Origin of the sequence: Sphaerisporangium sp. NPDC005289, from assembly GCF_040607455.1 — a bacterium.
Classification (GTDB): Bacteria; Actinomycetota; Actinomycetes; order Streptosporangiales; family Streptosporangiaceae; genus Sphaerisporangium; species Sphaerisporangium rhizosphaerae.
Genome location: NZ_JBEXGS010000013.1, coordinates 181,545 through 195,208, shown reverse-complemented (window position 1 = coordinate 195,208; position 13,664 = coordinate 181,545). Strand labels below are relative to the sequence as shown.

12 protein-coding genes are annotated in these 13,664 nt (G+C 71.9%); 2 read left to right on the top strand and 10 right to left on the bottom strand.

The features are described from left to right. The first annotated feature begins 15 nt into the window (after positions 1-15). Positions 16-1,320, top strand: a complete 1,305-nt coding sequence (locus ABZT47_RS23505; RefSeq protein WP_354845762.1) for an NAD(P)/FAD-dependent oxidoreductase — start codon at positions 16-18, stop codon at positions 1,318-1,320. Between the two features lie 386 nt (positions 1,321-1,706). Further along, positions 1,707-2,081 carry a hypothetical protein gene (locus ABZT47_RS23500; protein WP_354845759.1) on the top strand — a complete coding sequence of 125 codons (375 nt, stop codon included), beginning with the start codon at positions 1,707-1,709 and terminating at the stop codon, positions 2,079-2,081. Positions 2,082-2,205: 124 nt separating this feature from the next. On the opposite strand, the gene ABZT47_RS23495 is transcribed toward ABZT47_RS23500, so the two are convergent. The 10 genes from ABZT47_RS23495 to ABZT47_RS23450 form a co-directional block, all read right to left on the bottom strand. Then, a complete protein-coding gene (locus ABZT47_RS23495) occupies positions 2,206-3,438 on the bottom strand; it encodes a cytochrome P450 (RefSeq protein WP_354845757.1) in 1,233 nt (410 codons plus the stop codon). Positions 3,439-3,502: 64 nt separating this feature from the next. Continuing rightward, positions 3,503-4,849, bottom strand: coding sequence for an MFS transporter (locus ABZT47_RS23490; protein ID WP_354845754.1), 1,347 nt, complete (start codon positions 4,847-4,849; stop codon positions 3,503-3,505). A gap of 133 nt (positions 4,850-4,982) precedes the next feature. Continuing rightward, complete coding sequence (locus tag ABZT47_RS23485; RefSeq protein WP_354845752.1) at positions 4,983-6,686, bottom strand: AMP-binding protein; 1,704 nt, start codon at positions 6,684-6,686, stop codon at positions 4,983-4,985. 5 nt (positions 6,687-6,691) lie between these two features. After that, positions 6,692-7,492 (bottom strand): enoyl-CoA hydratase-related protein, encoded by an 801-nt coding sequence (locus ABZT47_RS23480; RefSeq protein ID WP_354845749.1) that lies wholly within the window; start codon positions 7,490-7,492, stop codon positions 6,692-6,694. Beyond that, a complete protein-coding gene (locus tag ABZT47_RS23475; protein WP_354845746.1) occupies positions 7,489-8,229 on the bottom strand; it encodes an SDR family NAD(P)-dependent oxidoreductase in 741 nt (246 codons plus the stop codon). The genes ABZT47_RS23480 and ABZT47_RS23475 overlap by 4 nt, the downstream gene beginning before the upstream one ends. Next, positions 8,229-8,897 carry an iron-sulfur cluster assembly protein gene (locus ABZT47_RS23470; protein WP_354845743.1) on the bottom strand — a complete coding sequence of 223 codons (669 nt, stop codon included), beginning with the start codon at positions 8,895-8,897 and terminating at the stop codon, positions 8,229-8,231. Before ABZT47_RS23470 ends, ABZT47_RS23475 begins: the two co-directional genes overlap by 1 nt. Next, a complete protein-coding gene (locus ABZT47_RS23465) occupies positions 8,894-10,150 on the bottom strand; it encodes a Phenylacetic acid catabolic protein (protein ID WP_354845741.1) in 1,257 nt (418 codons plus the stop codon). Before ABZT47_RS23465 ends, ABZT47_RS23470 begins: the two co-directional genes overlap by 4 nt. Then, a complete protein-coding gene (locus tag ABZT47_RS23460) occupies positions 10,150-11,037 on the bottom strand; it encodes a Phenylacetic acid catabolic protein (RefSeq protein ID WP_354845739.1) in 888 nt (295 codons plus the stop codon). Before ABZT47_RS23460 ends, ABZT47_RS23465 begins: the two co-directional genes overlap by 1 nt. A 93-nt stretch (positions 11,038-11,130) precedes the next feature. Continuing rightward, positions 11,131-12,123 carry a beta-ketoacyl-ACP synthase 3 gene (locus ABZT47_RS23455; protein WP_354845737.1) on the bottom strand — a complete coding sequence of 331 codons (993 nt, stop codon included), beginning with the start codon at positions 12,121-12,123 and terminating at the stop codon, positions 11,131-11,133. Further along, a complete protein-coding gene (locus ABZT47_RS23450; protein ID WP_354845734.1) occupies positions 12,123-13,181 on the bottom strand; it encodes a 3-oxoacyl-ACP synthase in 1,059 nt (352 codons plus the stop codon). Before ABZT47_RS23450 ends, ABZT47_RS23455 begins: the two co-directional genes overlap by 1 nt. Positions 13,182-13,664: the final 483 nt, after the last annotated feature.

Below are 13,664 nucleotides of genomic sequence, written 5' to 3'. Positions count from 1 at the left end.
AGAAGGGATGAACGGATGGGAACGCAGTTCGCCGAGACGGTGGTCGTGGGCGGCGGCCAGCAGGGGTGCTCGGTCGCGGGCGCGCTCGCCCGGCTGGGCTACCAGGCGCTGGTGGTCGAGCGCGGCGAGATCGGCCAGGCGTGGGCCAACGAGCGCTGGGACAGCCTGCGCGTCAACACCCCGAACCGGACCGTCTCCTTCCCCGACTGGGCCTACGACGGTGACGACCCCGAGGGCTACATGCCGGCCCGTGAGGTGGCAGAACGGCTCCGGGGCTACGTGGCCGCGATGGGCGTCGCGGTCCGCGAGCACACCAGCGTCCAGCTGGTCGAGTCCCCGATCGGCGACGCGGCCCACGAGGGCGCGCGCTTCCGCGTCCACCTGGACGACGGGGACGTCGTCGAGGCCCGCAACGTCGTCGCGGCGCTCGGCGGGTACTCCTCGCCGCGCATACCGGAGGTGGCCGCGGGCGTGGACTCCTCGGTCACGCAGCTGCACACGCGGTACTACCGCAACCCGGAGTCCCTGCCGAGCGGCGCCGTTCTCATCGTCGGCGCGGGCAACAGCGGCCAGCAGATCGCGGACGACCTCCGCGACGCCGGCCGGGAGGTGTTCCTCGCGGTCGGCGGGCACAAGACCGCGCCCCGGCGCTACCGCGGCGCGCAGATCCTCGACTGGCTGCAGTTGCTGCTGCCGGAGGGCAACCTGGAGACCGCCTCGGGCGGGCGCGGCGACTCCCCCGTGCTGCCGGGTGTGTCGGTGCTCAGCGGGAAGGACGGCGGCCAGGACCTGAGCCTGCCCATCCTGGCCGCGAAGGGCGTCACGCTCGTCGGCTCGGTACGCGGCGCGTCTGGCGGCCTGCTGTGGCTCGCCGACAACGTCCGCGCCGTGGCCAGGGAGGCCGCCCGCAAGCAGAGCGAGCTGCTGAAGGCCATCGACGCGGCGATCGAGCAGCACGGGCTGGTCGTCCCCGCCGCGGACCCCGTCCCCGAGTACGACCCCTCGCTCATCGAGGACTACGGCACGACGCTCGATCTGGTCGCCAACGGCATCACGACGATCATCTGGGCCACGGGTTTCGTACCGGACTACGGCATTCTGCCCGCCACGGCGCTCGACGAGGCCGGCATGCCGGTGCAGCGCAGGGGCCTCGGCGCCCTGCCCGGCCTGTACTACGCCGGGCTGCCCGAGGCCGGGTCGGTGATGCCGCTGCTCATCGCCGCCACGCGCAACCAGGCCGAACGCGTCGCGCGGCACATCCAGATGGACAACACCTTGCGCCACCGCTCGCCCCTGGCGATCGGCGGTCTGTGGACCTGAGCCTGCGGGCACGACGTGGCGGGTGAACGAGGCGGCGATCAACCAGATCGCCGCCTCGTTCGCGTCCCGGCCACCGAACGGCCCGCGTTCCGGCGCCGAGCCCCTCCAGCACATCGCCGGGAGTGCAGAGCCGCACCTGGTACACGTACGTGGTCACGGCAGGTGACCTGCCGCCGTGACGCGTGCTGACGCCGTCACCAAGGGCCGTCTGATACGGGCCGACCGGCCGTCGACGTGAGGGGCCAGGTAAGCGGCCGATCGTGTCAGGTTCGTGTCAAGCCGCGGGCGTCATCCTGTCCAGGACAGCGGCCGCCACTCAAGCACCGGGCGGTGCGCACGATACCGAGTCGCACATGGGATGGCCCATGACGGAAGGGAGATCACAAATGAGGAAAATGCTCCGCGGTCTACGACGGTTCCGCCGGTCGTTGACCGTGACCGCCGTGATGGCGGCGGTCAGTATCGGCCTCATCGCTCCGGCCAGTGCCCAAACCGTAACCTGCAACGTCGGCACCTCGAGTTGCACCACCCAGACCATCCCGGCCAACAGTGGGCACTGGATCAAGTGGTCCGTGGAGAACGCGCTTTGGGACGACTCTGATTACGTCATCTACGATGCGGACAACGGTGCCATCGTCGGGCAGGGGTATATCGGGACGGGCAAGAGTCGCGGCGGCACGATCAACGGGCTCTACGGTCGTTACTACCTGAAGGTCTACAACAGCTCGTGGGATACGATCGGGGTCCTTTGGAACGCGTAGTCTGCCCTCCGCTCACCATGCGGAGGTTACGGGCTCCCGGCGACGGTCGTCCGCGCGGGCGGGCGCGGGCATGACGGGGCCGCCGGAGGCGGCGGGGCGCCTCCGGCGGCCGGAGTTCGTGCGGTCACGCGGGGTGGGGGACGACCTCCAGGCCCACGGGGCCGTTGATGAGGAAGGAGGTCAGGCGGGCGGGCTGGTGTCCGGGGCGGGCGAGGGCGAGATCGGGCAGTTCCGCGAACAGCGTGGTCAGGGCGATCTCCGCCTCCAGGCGGGCGAGGTGCGCGCCCAGGCAGAAGTGGGGACCGTGGCCGAAGGCGAGGTGTTCCTTGCTGGCCCGGGTGGGGTCGAAGCTCTCCGGGCACCGCGGGTGCACCTGCGGGTCGCGTCCGGCGGCGGCGAACCCGATGGTGATCGCGTCGCCCTTGCGGATGACGACGCCCTCACCGAGGTCGATGTCCTCCAGGGCGCACCGCATGGGCATGTGCATGACCGGGCCCTCGAAACGCAGCGTCTCCTCGATGACGTCCTGCCAGGCGATGGCGCCCTCGTTGATCCGGGTGAGGTACTCGGGGTGGGTGAGCAGGGCCTGGACGGCGCTGGTGATGAGGTTGACGGTGGTCTCGTACCCCGCGCCGATCATGAGGAAGAGCGTGCCGAGCAGCTCGGCCTCCGACATCGGCTCGTCCCCGGGCTCGGCCGGCAGCAGCAGGTCGCTGGTCAGGTCGGCGGCCGGGTTCTCCCTCTTGTACCGCAGCAGCTCGCCGAGCCGCTCGTACAGCGTGTTGCCGGCGGCCATCGCCTCCTCTGGGCCGAGAGAGGAGTCCAGGACCCGGTCGATCCCGGTGCCGACCTTCCTGCGCAGGTGCTCGGGGACGCCGAACAGGTCGCAGATGACGGTGATGGTCAGCGGCAGCGCCAGGTCCCGGCGCACGTCGGCGACGGCGCCGGGCGGCAGGGCGGCCAGCTCCTTGACCAGGCGGTCCGCGGTCGCCTTGACCTGCGGGCGCATCCGTTCGACCTGCTTCGGCGAGAACGAGGGGGCGACGCGGCGCCGGGACCTGCGGTGCTCCTCGCCGTAGAAGTTGAAGAAGCTGTGCTGCAGGGCGAGGGGAGCGAGCGGCCAGCCCTCGGGCATGTCGGCCAGGCCGGGCCAGTGCCGGCGCGAGTCGCGCGAGACGCGCGGGTCGTTGGTCAGCTTCTGGATGACGCTGTGCCGGGTGACCGCCCAGGCGCGGACGGGCCCGGGAAGCTCCACCAGCACCGCCGGTCCCTCGGCGCGTAACGCGGCGGCCTCGGCGTGGACCGAGGCGCCCGTGGGATCGAGAACGGGACATTTGGGAACGGACAAGGACGTCATGCGGTACTCCCTCACTGGAGATTGCACGGAGACTTCCACCGGTTCGCCTGAGGCTTCGCGCCGGCTAGCTTCCGGCGGTGGTGATGACGGGGGACGTGGCGGTCGCCGTCGGAGCGGCGGCGCGCGGTGCGGCCGTGCCGTCGGCGTGCTGTACGGGCATGCCGCCGGCGTGCTTCGCGGGCGTGCCGTCGTCGGAGCGTTCGCGCAGGAACGCCGAGGCGGCCAGAGCGATCACGCCGGCGGCCGCCATGTAGACGGCGATCGGCGTCCAGCTGTGGAACCTGTCGAGCAGCGACGTGGCGACGATCGGGCCGACGGCGCCGCCGAGCAGACCGCCCACGTTGTAACTGATGGACATCCCGGAGTACCGCACGGCCGTGGGGAACAGCCGCGGGCAGAACGCCCCCTGCACGCCGTAGTTCGCGGCGAACCCGGCGAACAGCAGCAGGAAACCCAGAGCCATCAGAGGGAACGACCCGGTGCCCAGCAACGAGAACCAGGCGAACGGCGCCACCGTCATGGCGGCGATGCCGCCGACGAAGACCGCCTTGCGGCTGTACCGATCGCCCAGCCAGCCGAAGAACGGCATGGCGACGATCAGGAAGACGCAGGATCCGACGAGCAGCAGCAGCATGACGGACCGGCCCACGCCGATGGTCGCACCGTATTTGAGGGAGAACACCGACCCGAGGTAGAACACCAGGAACGTGGGAAGCGCCGACAGCGACGCGCCCAGGGTCGTCAGGCCGTACCGCGACAGGACCTCCAGCGCCGGCCTCTTCCTGACCGCGCCTTCGGCCTTGGACCGCTGGAATTCGGGAGTCTCCCCCAGCCGCAGCAGGACGTGGAGGGCGACGCCCACCAGCACGGCGCTGAAGACGAACGGCAGCCGCCACCCCCACGCCAGAATCTGCCGCTCCGGCAGCGCGGTGACCAGGAGCAGGACGCCGTTGGCCAGCAGCAGTCCCCAGGCGTTGCCGGTGCCGACGACGGCGGTGAGGAAACCCCGCCTGTTCGGCTTGGCGCTCTCCAGCGCCATCAGGAACCCGCCGCTCGACTCGCCGCCGAGCGAGCATCCCTGGATGAACCGCAGGATCGTCAGCAATATCGGGGCGGCGACGCCGATCGTGCCGTAGGTGGGGAGCAGGCCGATCGTCACCGTCGCGCCGCCCATCACGGCGAGAGTGGTGATCAGCGTCGCCTTGCGGCCGGCCCGGTCGCCGAAGTGCCCGAACAGGAAGGCGCCGAGCGGTCTTCCCGCGAAGGCGACCGCGAACGTCGACAGCGACAACAGGGTGCCGGTGGTGGGGTCGAACGAGGGGAAGAAGAGCTTGTTGAAGTACAGGGAGGAGAACGAACCGTAGATGAGGAACTCGTAGAACTCGATGCTGTTCCCGATGAGGCTGCTCACTACGGCTCGTCTGCGCTGACCCCTGCTCATGGTGACGGCAGTCATTTCGTCTCCGAGGAGTGGTAGGCCCGGGCGGGCGGGCCGCGCGGGGGGATGTCCGCCGGTCGCGCGACCCGCTCATGTCGCCAGGGGGCTAGTTCTGGAAGTCTTCCTCCCACCATTCCTGCGCCGACCGCGAGAGCCGCTGCTCCTCCCGCTTGCGCAGTTCGGTGCGCTGGGTCTTGCCGGAGATGGTCTTGGGCAGTTCGGCGAACTCGACGCGGCGGACGCGCTTGTAGGAGGCCAGGTGCTCGCGGGAGTGCGCGAGGATGAGCTGTGCGGTCTCGGCCTCCGGCAGGTAGCCGGAGGCGAGCGCCACGTAGGCCTTGGGCACGGCCAGCCGCAGCGGCTCGGGCGAGGGCACCACGGCGGCCTCGGCGACGGCCGGGTGTTGCAGCAGCACGCTCTCCAGCTCGAAGGGGGAGATCCGGTAGTCGGAGGCCTTGAAGACGTCGTCGCCCCGCCCCACGTACCGGAACAGGCCGTCGGCGTCACGGGTGGCGATGTCGCCCGTCCGGTAGTGGCCGCCGCGCATGCAGCGCGCGGTGGCCTCGGAGTCGCCCACGTACCCGCCCATCAGGCCGAGCGGCCGGTCGGCCAGCGGCAGGCAGATCTCGCCCTCCGCGGAGACGTCCCGGACGGGGGCGCCGGTGTGCGGGTCCAGCAGCGCCACCTCGTAGCCGGGCAGCGCCCAGCCCAGTGCCCCCTCGACGCTCGGCATCCCCGGCGGGGTGCCGATCTGGGCGGTGGTCTCGGTCTGCCCGTACCCGTCGCGGACCCTGACCCCCCACGCCTCGCGGACCCGGCGCACCACCTCCGGGTTCAGCGGTTCCCCGGCGGCCAGCGCCTCGCGGAGCACCATCGGCCACCGCGTGAGGTCCTCCTGGATCAGGCTCCGCCAGGCGGTGGGCGGCGCGCAGAAGGTGGTCACCGCGTAGCGCGACATCATCTCCAGCAGCGGACGCGCGGCGAACCGCGGCTGGTTGACGGCCATGACCGTCGCCTGCGCGTTCCAGGGGGCGAACAGGCTGCTCCAGGCGTGCTTTCCCCAGCCGGGCGACGAGATGTTGAGGTGCACGTCGCCGGGGCGCAGGCCGATCCAGTACATGGTCGACAGGTGGCCGACGGGGTAGCTCACGCTCGTGTGCCCGACCATCTTGGGCCGGGAGGTCGTGCCCGAGGTGAAGTAGATCAGCGACAGCTCCTCGGGCCGTGTCCGCACCGCCTCGCGCAGCGGCTCGGCGGCATAGGCCCCCTGGTAGTCCTGCCAGCCGGGAACCGGGCCTCCGACGGCGATGCGCGTCCACCGGCCGCCGAGGCCGTCCAGCCTGGGGGTGAGGCCGGCCTCGGCGATGACGTGCGCCACCTCGCCGCGTTCCAGCCGGTCGGCCAGGTCGGCGGGGGCGAGCTGGACGGCCGCGGGGATCACCGCGCAGCCCAGCCGGAACGCGGCCAGCAGGCACTCCCACAGTTCGACCCGGTTGCCGAGCATCAGCAGGATGCGGTCCCCGCGCCGTACGCCCGCCGACCGCAGCCATCGGGCGACCCGCTGGGAGCGCTCGGCCAGTTCGGCGAAACTCACCGCGGTGTCGGCCAGGAGTTTCCCCTGGCGGTCCAGGTCGAGCACGCGCAGGGCGGTGGCGTGGTTGCCGTCGGCGATGACGTCGAACCAGTCCGCGACCCAACTGAAACTCTCCCCGACCTCGGGCCTGGGGAAGGCCCGGGCACGCGGCAGGTCACCGTAGGAGGACAGCAGGTGGTCGCGGGCCCGCTGGAACTCGCCGGTCGCTGTGCGCATGGTGACTACCTCCCGCTGAATCGCGCGCGGCCGGGGCCGTCGGTGACGAACCCCCGCATGCCGGTCGAACGGTCCTGGGTACCGAACAGCCCGGCGAACACCGACCGTTCGATCGCGAGCCCGGCGGCCAGGTCGGTCGCCAGGCCCCCGTCGATCGCGGTCTTCGCGGCGTGCAGGGCCAGCGCCGGGCCCGTCTCGAAGCGCTGCGCCCACTGCACCGCGCTGTCCAGCACCAGGTCGGTCGGCACGACGTAGTCCACCAGGCCCATCTCCAGCGCCTCGGCCGCGCCGACCTGGCGTCCGCTGAAGATCAGCTCCTTGGCCTTGGCCGGGCCGATCAGCCGGGGCAGCCGCTGGGTGCCGCCCGCGCCGGGGATGACGCCGAGCAGGACCTCGGGGAGCCCGAGCCGCGCCTCGGTGCCGCAGATGCGCGCGTCGGCGGTCAGCGCCAGCTCGCAGCCGCCGCCGAGAGCGGGACCGTTGATCGCGGCCACCACCGGCTTGGGGATGGCGGCGACCGCGTCGAAGGCGCCTTGGAGCACGGCCGCGTGCCCGACCATCTCGGCGTGCGACATCCCGGCCATCTCCTTGATGTCGCCCCCCGCCGAGAAGGCCGTGGGCCCGCCGTACACGACCACCGCGCGGACCCGCTCGTCGGTCGCGGCCCGCTCGGCGGCCGCGCGCAACGCGCTCTGCGCGGCGCGGTCGAGCACGTTGAGCGGCGGCCGGTCGAGGCGGAGGATGCCCACCGCCCCGTCGATGTCCAGCCATACGGTGGGGTGCCCCACCTCTGGAGCGGTCGTCATGCCCATAACAGACCTCCGTTCACTTCCAGCACGTGGCCGTTGACGTAGCTGGCCTCGGGACCGGCCAGGAAGACCGCGGCGTCGGCGGCCTCGTCGGCGTGGCCGGGCCGGCCGAGCGACAGCCGGGTCTTGTAGCGCGACCAGATCCGGTCGTTGCCGGTGACCTGCTGACCCATCCCCTCGTCGAGGATTCCGGGGGCCAAGGAGTTGACCAGGATGCCGCGGGGGGCGAGCTCGATCGCGCTGACCTTGGTGAACATCTCCACCGCGGCCTTGGTGGCGCAGTATCCGGCGGCGCCGATCGCGACCCGGGTCGCCATGCTGGAGGAGACGTTGACGATCCGGCCGGCGTCGCTGCGTTCCAGGTAGGGAACCGCGGCCCTGGTGCACAGGAAGACCCCGGTCAGGTTGGTGGTCACCATGTCCTGCCAGTCGGCGACCGGCAGCCGGTCCACCCGCCCGTCCCGGCTCACGCCGGCGTTGGCCACCAGGATGTCGATGCCCCCGAAGCGTCCGGCGGTCTCGGCCATCAGCTCATCGACCGAATCGTCGCTGGTGACGTCGACCGGGACGTAGGCGCAGCGGCCGGGCGCGAGGTCGATGACCTCCTTGATGTCGTACGGGTTGCGGGCGGCGCAGACGACCTGCGCCCCTTCCTGCAGGTAGCGTTCCGCGATCGCCCGGCCGAGGCCCCGGGAGCCTCCGGTGATGACGGCGGTCTTTCCGATGAGTCTCATCACGATCCTCCTCGCACGGGACCGGGGGTCGGGAGCATGGCGGTGCAGCCGGCCGTGCCGATCACGTCGAAGGTCGAGCCGCAGCCGCGGCAGTCGTAGGGGACCTTGCACACCGCCCCGCCGAAGCGGCCGGCGCGCGCGACGTCGTCGCAGCCGCAGTACGGACATCTGGGGGCGGCGCCCGCCACGCGGTATCCGCCCCTGCGCAGCGCGTCCCGGCCGGCGGCGGTGACCGCCGCCGGTTGCCAGGCGCCGCGCTCCCACACGATGTCGACCTCGCGTCCCGGGGCCGCGTCGGCGAGCGCGGACCGCACCCGCCGGGCGATCTCCCCGACGGCGGGGCAGCTGAGCCGGGTGGGGGCCAGGCGGACCCGGACGCGGCCGCCGGTCAGCGACACCGAGCGCAGCACACCGAGGTCGCGCAGGCCGACGTCGATCTCCGGATCGCGCACACCGGCGACCACGTCGGCGAGCCGGCCGGTGAGCTCGTCTGTGCGCCGGGCCGTGAACTCGTCCGTGGGCTGGGCCGTGAACTCGTCCGTGGGCTGAGCTGTGAACTCGTCCGTGGGCTGAGCTGTGAACTCGTCCGTGGGCTGAGCTGTGAACTCGTCCGTGGGCTGAGCTGTGAGCCGGCCTGGGGGCCGGTCCTGGAGTCGGTCGGCGTTCACCGGAACACCCCCGGGGCGTAGTCGTCCCTCACCATGCGGCCACGGGACAGGCAGTAGGCCAGTGCGCTCCCGCCCATCCCCGCGGTCCGCGTCAGCGGGCGGCCGGGCAGGCGCGACGCGGGGCCGCCGCTGTCGCCGACCAGCGCGGCGAGACGCTCGTGCAGGGTCGCGGCCGGTACCGGAGCGCTGGGCAGTACGCCCGCCGTGACTCCCTGCGGCCCGGCGCCGAACAGGTCGCCGGCGCGCTCGGTCACCTCGGCGTAGGCGCGCGCGAACTCTTCACTGGTCTCGGGCCATGCGGTCAGCGCCCGCGCCCACCGCCGCCAGTGGTCCAGATGGACCCGCTGCTCGTCGCGGATGGCGATGATCGCGGGCAGCCACGCCCCGCCGGGCCCCGCCTCCGCGGCCTGCCCGGTGCGGCCGGGCTCGGCCTCCGCGGTCCGCTCGGCGAGCGCGACGACGGCAGCGGCGATCACCAGACCGCAGGCCACGGTGGACGGCCAGTCGGTGAGCCGTTCGATGGCGCGCGACACCCGCCACCGCGCCTGCGGCCGGTCGAAGAACCACGCGTCGGCGGCGGCCTCGTCGAAACCGCACAGCGACAGGATCGTCCCGGCGTGCGCCAGCGCCTCCTGTCCGATCGAGCCGACCGCCAGCGACTCTTCCAGGTCGATGTAGTCGACGATGCGTTCGCCCAGCCGGTTGCCCAGCACGAACAGGTCGTCGGCGAGCGCGAGCCACAGGTCGCGGAGCTCGGGGTCGGCGGCCCGGGACGCGTCGTCGCGAAGCTCGGAGAGGGCGCCGTCCCTCGGCTCGGCCGAAGAGTCGACGGCCGGCGAGCCGGGAGCGGCCGGCGAATCGGCGACGGCCGGCGAGCCGGCAACCAGCGGCGAATCGGCGACGGCCGGCGAGCCGGCAACCAGCGGCGAATCGGCGACGGGCGGGGAGTCGGCCCCGGGCGAAGAGTCCGAGCGGTCGCGGCGGCGGGCGGTGGGGAAGCCGGGCTGGCGGTGCGGCATCCGGGTCTTGGCGGCGAGCAGGTCGCGGTCGTCCCCGGTGGAGACGATCATGTCGGCGCGGCGGACCACCCAGAGGGTGGCCAGGTCGTCGCGGCGCCCGTAGGTCTCCTTGGCCAGGTGCCAGGCGCCGTCCGGGCGCGGCGAGACGATGGAGCCGACGTGGCTGAGCGTCTTGCCGACGCCATTCTGCGTGAAGACCTCATAGACGTCGGGGTCGTTCGGGACGTGCGGCATCACGACACCTCCCGCAGCGCGCGCCGGTACCGCGTGTTGCGGTCCAGGGCGTGGCGCACCCAGTCCAGCCGTCGCTGCGACGCCGGCCCGCCGCCCGCGATCACCTTCTTCACCTCGGCCCAGTCGGGCATCGCGAACTCCCACTCCCCCGAGGGCGCCTGACGGACCAGCGCGGGATCCACGTGCACACCGAGCTTCCGGAAGACCGGGATGATCTTGTTGAGCCATGCCTGGCGCAGCGCGTCGTTGCCGTCCGGCTTCAGGCCGATCTGCCACATGCGGTTGGCGTGCAGGGTGTCGGTGTCGGGCGGACCGAGGTAGGCCAGCACGCGCGGCATCCACAGCTCGAACCCCTCCTGCACCCGCCGGCGCTGCTCGGCGTCACCGTGGGTCAGCACCTCGTGGGTGAGGTCCAGGGCGTGCTGGTAGTGGAAGGACTCCTCGCGCTCGATCTTGCGCAGCGCCCGGGCGTACGGCAGGTACACGCCCTTCATCAGGGACTGGAACTGGACGATCGCCGCGGAGTTCATCAGCAGCAGTCCCGGGCCCAGCTCCTCCCAGGTCCCGAAGGAGTAGTGGAAGATGTTGTGCACCTTCGCGCGGCCCTCGAGGTAGTCGAGCAGGATCCGCTCGCGCGGCATGCCCAGGTCTTCGGCGACGCGCGCGGCCACATGCCCGTGACCGACCTCGTCCTGGATCTTGGCCATGAGCATCTGCCGCCTGGTGTGGCTGGGCGCGCGGTCCAGCCACTCGGCGAACGGCAGCACGCCCACCAGCTCGTTGAGCGCCTGTACGGTGGCGAACCGCCTGGCGCCCTCCCGTACCTCGTCGGGCATCGGATCCCACAGCTCGTAGCAACGGTGCCCCGCCGCGGTGGCCATCGGCATTTCTGTCTCCTTTTGCAGCGCTTGCCCGGTTTCCAGCGGTCGTCCGGCGTGGTCGGACGTGGTCCGGCGTTGTCCGGCGTTGGTCCGGCGGGCTCAGTACCAGCGGACGACGACGGCGCCCGCGGTCATACCGCCGCCCACTCCGGCCAGCACCAGGCGCTCACCCCGCTGGAAGGGCCGGCGTTCGTGCTCCACGCGGAGGGTGAGCGGGATGGAGGCCGCGGCGGTGTTGCCGAAGTGCGGTGCGGTGAGCGGCACCCGGGCGGGGTCGACGCGCAGTTCGCGGACGCACTCCTCGACCATGCGGGTGTTGGCCTGGTGCAGGATGAGGCGGTCCACCTCCTCCAGCCGGAGCCCGGCCGAGGCGAGCGCCTCGTCGATCACCTTGGGGAGGGTGCGCATCGCGTACTCGCGCACGGGGCGGCCCTTCATCCGGAACAGGTGCTCTCCGGCCTCCCACGCCCGGGCGTCCAGCGGTCGGCGGGTGCCGCCGGCGGCCACCTCGACCAGGTCGCGGTACTCGCCGTTGGCCACCAGCCGCCAGCCCAGTACGCCGTACCCCTCGGGCACCGGACCGAGCAGCACCGCCCCGGCCCCGTCGCCGAACAGGCTGACGGTGCGCCGGTCGGTGGGGTCCATCAGCGAGGAGTACACGTCCGCGCCGATCACCAGGGCGTACTCGCCCCCCTGCCCGGACAGCCGCCCCGACATCATCGAGTCGGCGACCGCCAGTGCGTAGAGGAAGCCGGAGCACACGGCGTTGACGTCGAACGCCGGGACACCGGACAGCCCGAGCTTGTCCTGCAGGATGGCTCCGGTGGAGGGCTGCGGCTGGTCGGGCGTCGAGGTGCCCACGATGATCAGCCCGAGCCGGTCGGCCGCCTCGGGCCGCGCGGCCAGCGCCTCACGGGCGGCGTGCAGCGCGAGGTCGGAGGTGGCGGTGCCGGGCTCGCGGTACCTGCGTTCCAGGATGCCGGTCCGCTCGACGATCCAGTTCTCCTCCACGCCGGCCCACTCGGCGATCTGCGCGTTGTCGATGACCACCGGCGGCACGTGGCCGCCCAGGCCGAGGAATCCCACGCCCATCAGTCGCTCCTCTCCGCCGCCTGCTCCCGCGGCACCTGGACGACGGCGCAGGTCCAGGTCCAGGCCGCCCCGCCGCCGATCACCAGGGCGACGTCGCCCGGCTCCAGCGGCGCGCGATCGCGCAGGTCGGCCAGGTTCGCCAGGAAGTCCCCGCACCCCAGGTGGCCGGTGTCCGCGCCGAATTGCAGCGCCTCGGCCTTCAGCACGTCATTCATCACCGGCACGTAGTTGGCGTCCAGCAGGTACGCTCCGAGCCGCGGCAGCGCGATGTACTTGATCCGGGGATCGTCGAGCCGCAGCCCCGCGTCGCGCACGGCGTCCACGATCACCTTGCGGATCGACCGGCTGGCGATGGAGGTGAACTTGTCCTTGCCGTACGCCTCCACGTAGGACTTCTTGGGACGGCGCAGGTCGATGGAGCTGCTGTGCGACATGGGCGCCGCGCTGAAGTCGTTGCCGTGCCGCATCATCAGTTCGAGCTCGGCCTCGGTCTCGCTGGCCAGGGACAGCAGCGCCCAGTCGTCGGGCCCCGAGTCGCCGTGGTGCAGCAGCGCCGCGGTTCCCGCGTCGCCGAATCCCAGGCCGTAGTCGGAGGTCCAGCGGTCCATGCCGGGCGGGGCGAAGCGGTCGCCCGTGGTGATGAGCGCGGCGCCGAGCCCCGGTTCGGCGTCCAGATGCAGCGCCGCGAGCTGGAGGGCGAGCGCGGCCGCGTTGCAGCCTTGCTGCACGCCGTACACCAGGGCATTGGGAGCGCCGACCTCGTTGGCCACGAAGTGCGGCGGCGACCACATGTCATGGCCCTGGTGGTAGATCCAGGTGTGCATCACCAGGCCCACATTCGAAGGGCTCCAGCCGGCCCGGCTGATCGCGTCACGACCGGCCGCCGCCGCCATCTCGGGAGCGGACCACCGCGTCGAGACCGGAAGACCGGTGAGGCCGAGCCGGTCCACGTCCTGGGTGTCCAGCTTGCCCGCCGCGACGGCGTCCTCGACGTTCTCGCGATCCGGTGGAAACCATGTGGTCACGGTCTTGATCCGCAGGTCGTTTCCGAATTTCATCGGGCTCCTCTCAGATTCCTTGGAAGCTCGGGATCCGTGGGGTGATCGGGAGTGCGATATTCCGGCAGGCGGACGTCGGGCCGGCGGTGCGTCTGGCCGGGGATATGGGGGCTCCGTACCTGGCGGAGCGCGGTGCGCGGTCGTCCACCACCTGGGAGCTGACGTTGGTGCACGGGGTCATCGGTGGCTTCGCCCACTATCGCATACCTTCATGAAGGTATGTAACTTTGTGTAAGGCACCCGGGGAGCGGCAGGCGGCCCCCGCCGATGCCGACCGGGCACCTCCGGCCTCCATCACCACGACATGACTGCCGGTCGGCCCTCTTCGCGGCGCACGCGGACCATGCGCCTGCCAGGCATGACGCTCCGCTTCCGTTCACCTCACGGTGGCGGCACCGGATGTCCCCGCCAGGAAGTGACAGGGCGGCGCGGCCAGTGTGCGACCGGGTGAATCCTCAGTTGCACAGTGGGAGGTCATGCCCT

What these genes read in the sequence shown, in the direction of transcription:
- ABZT47_RS23480 (WP_354845749.1), bottom strand. Translation starts at nt 7,492, where the DNA reads ATGACGACCGCTCCAGAGGTGGGGCACCCCACCGTATGGCTGGACATC.
- ABZT47_RS23455 (WP_354845737.1), bottom strand. Translation starts at nt 12,123, where the DNA reads ATGGGCGTGGGATTCCTCGGCCTGGGCGGCCACGTGCCGCCGGTGGTC.
- ABZT47_RS23460 (WP_354845739.1), bottom strand. Translation starts at nt 11,037, where the DNA reads ATGCCGATGGCCACCGCGGCGGGGCACCGTTGCTACGAGCTGTGGGAT.
- ABZT47_RS23500 (WP_354845759.1), top strand. Translation starts at nt 1,707, where the DNA reads ATGAGGAAAATGCTCCGCGGTCTACGACGGTTCCGCCGGTCGTTGACC.
- ABZT47_RS23450 (WP_354845734.1), bottom strand. Translation starts at nt 13,181, where the DNA reads ATGAAATTCGGAAACGACCTGCGGATCAAGACCGTGACCACATGGTTT.
- ABZT47_RS23505 (WP_354845762.1), top strand. Translation starts at nt 16, where the DNA reads ATGGGAACGCAGTTCGCCGAGACGGTGGTCGTGGGCGGCGGCCAGCAG.
- ABZT47_RS23465 (WP_354845741.1), bottom strand. Translation starts at nt 10,150, where the DNA reads ATGCCGCACGTCCCGAACGACCCCGACGTCTATGAGGTCTTCACGCAG.
- ABZT47_RS23495 (WP_354845757.1), bottom strand. Translation starts at nt 3,438, where the DNA reads ATGACGTCCTTGTCCGTTCCCAAATGTCCCGTTCTCGATCCCACGGGC.
- ABZT47_RS23485 (WP_354845752.1), bottom strand. Translation starts at nt 6,686, where the DNA reads ATGCGCACAGCGACCGGCGAGTTCCAGCGGGCCCGCGACCACCTGCTG.
- ABZT47_RS23475 (WP_354845746.1), bottom strand. Translation starts at nt 8,229, where the DNA reads ATGAGACTCATCGGAAAGACCGCCGTCATCACCGGAGGCTCCCGGGGC.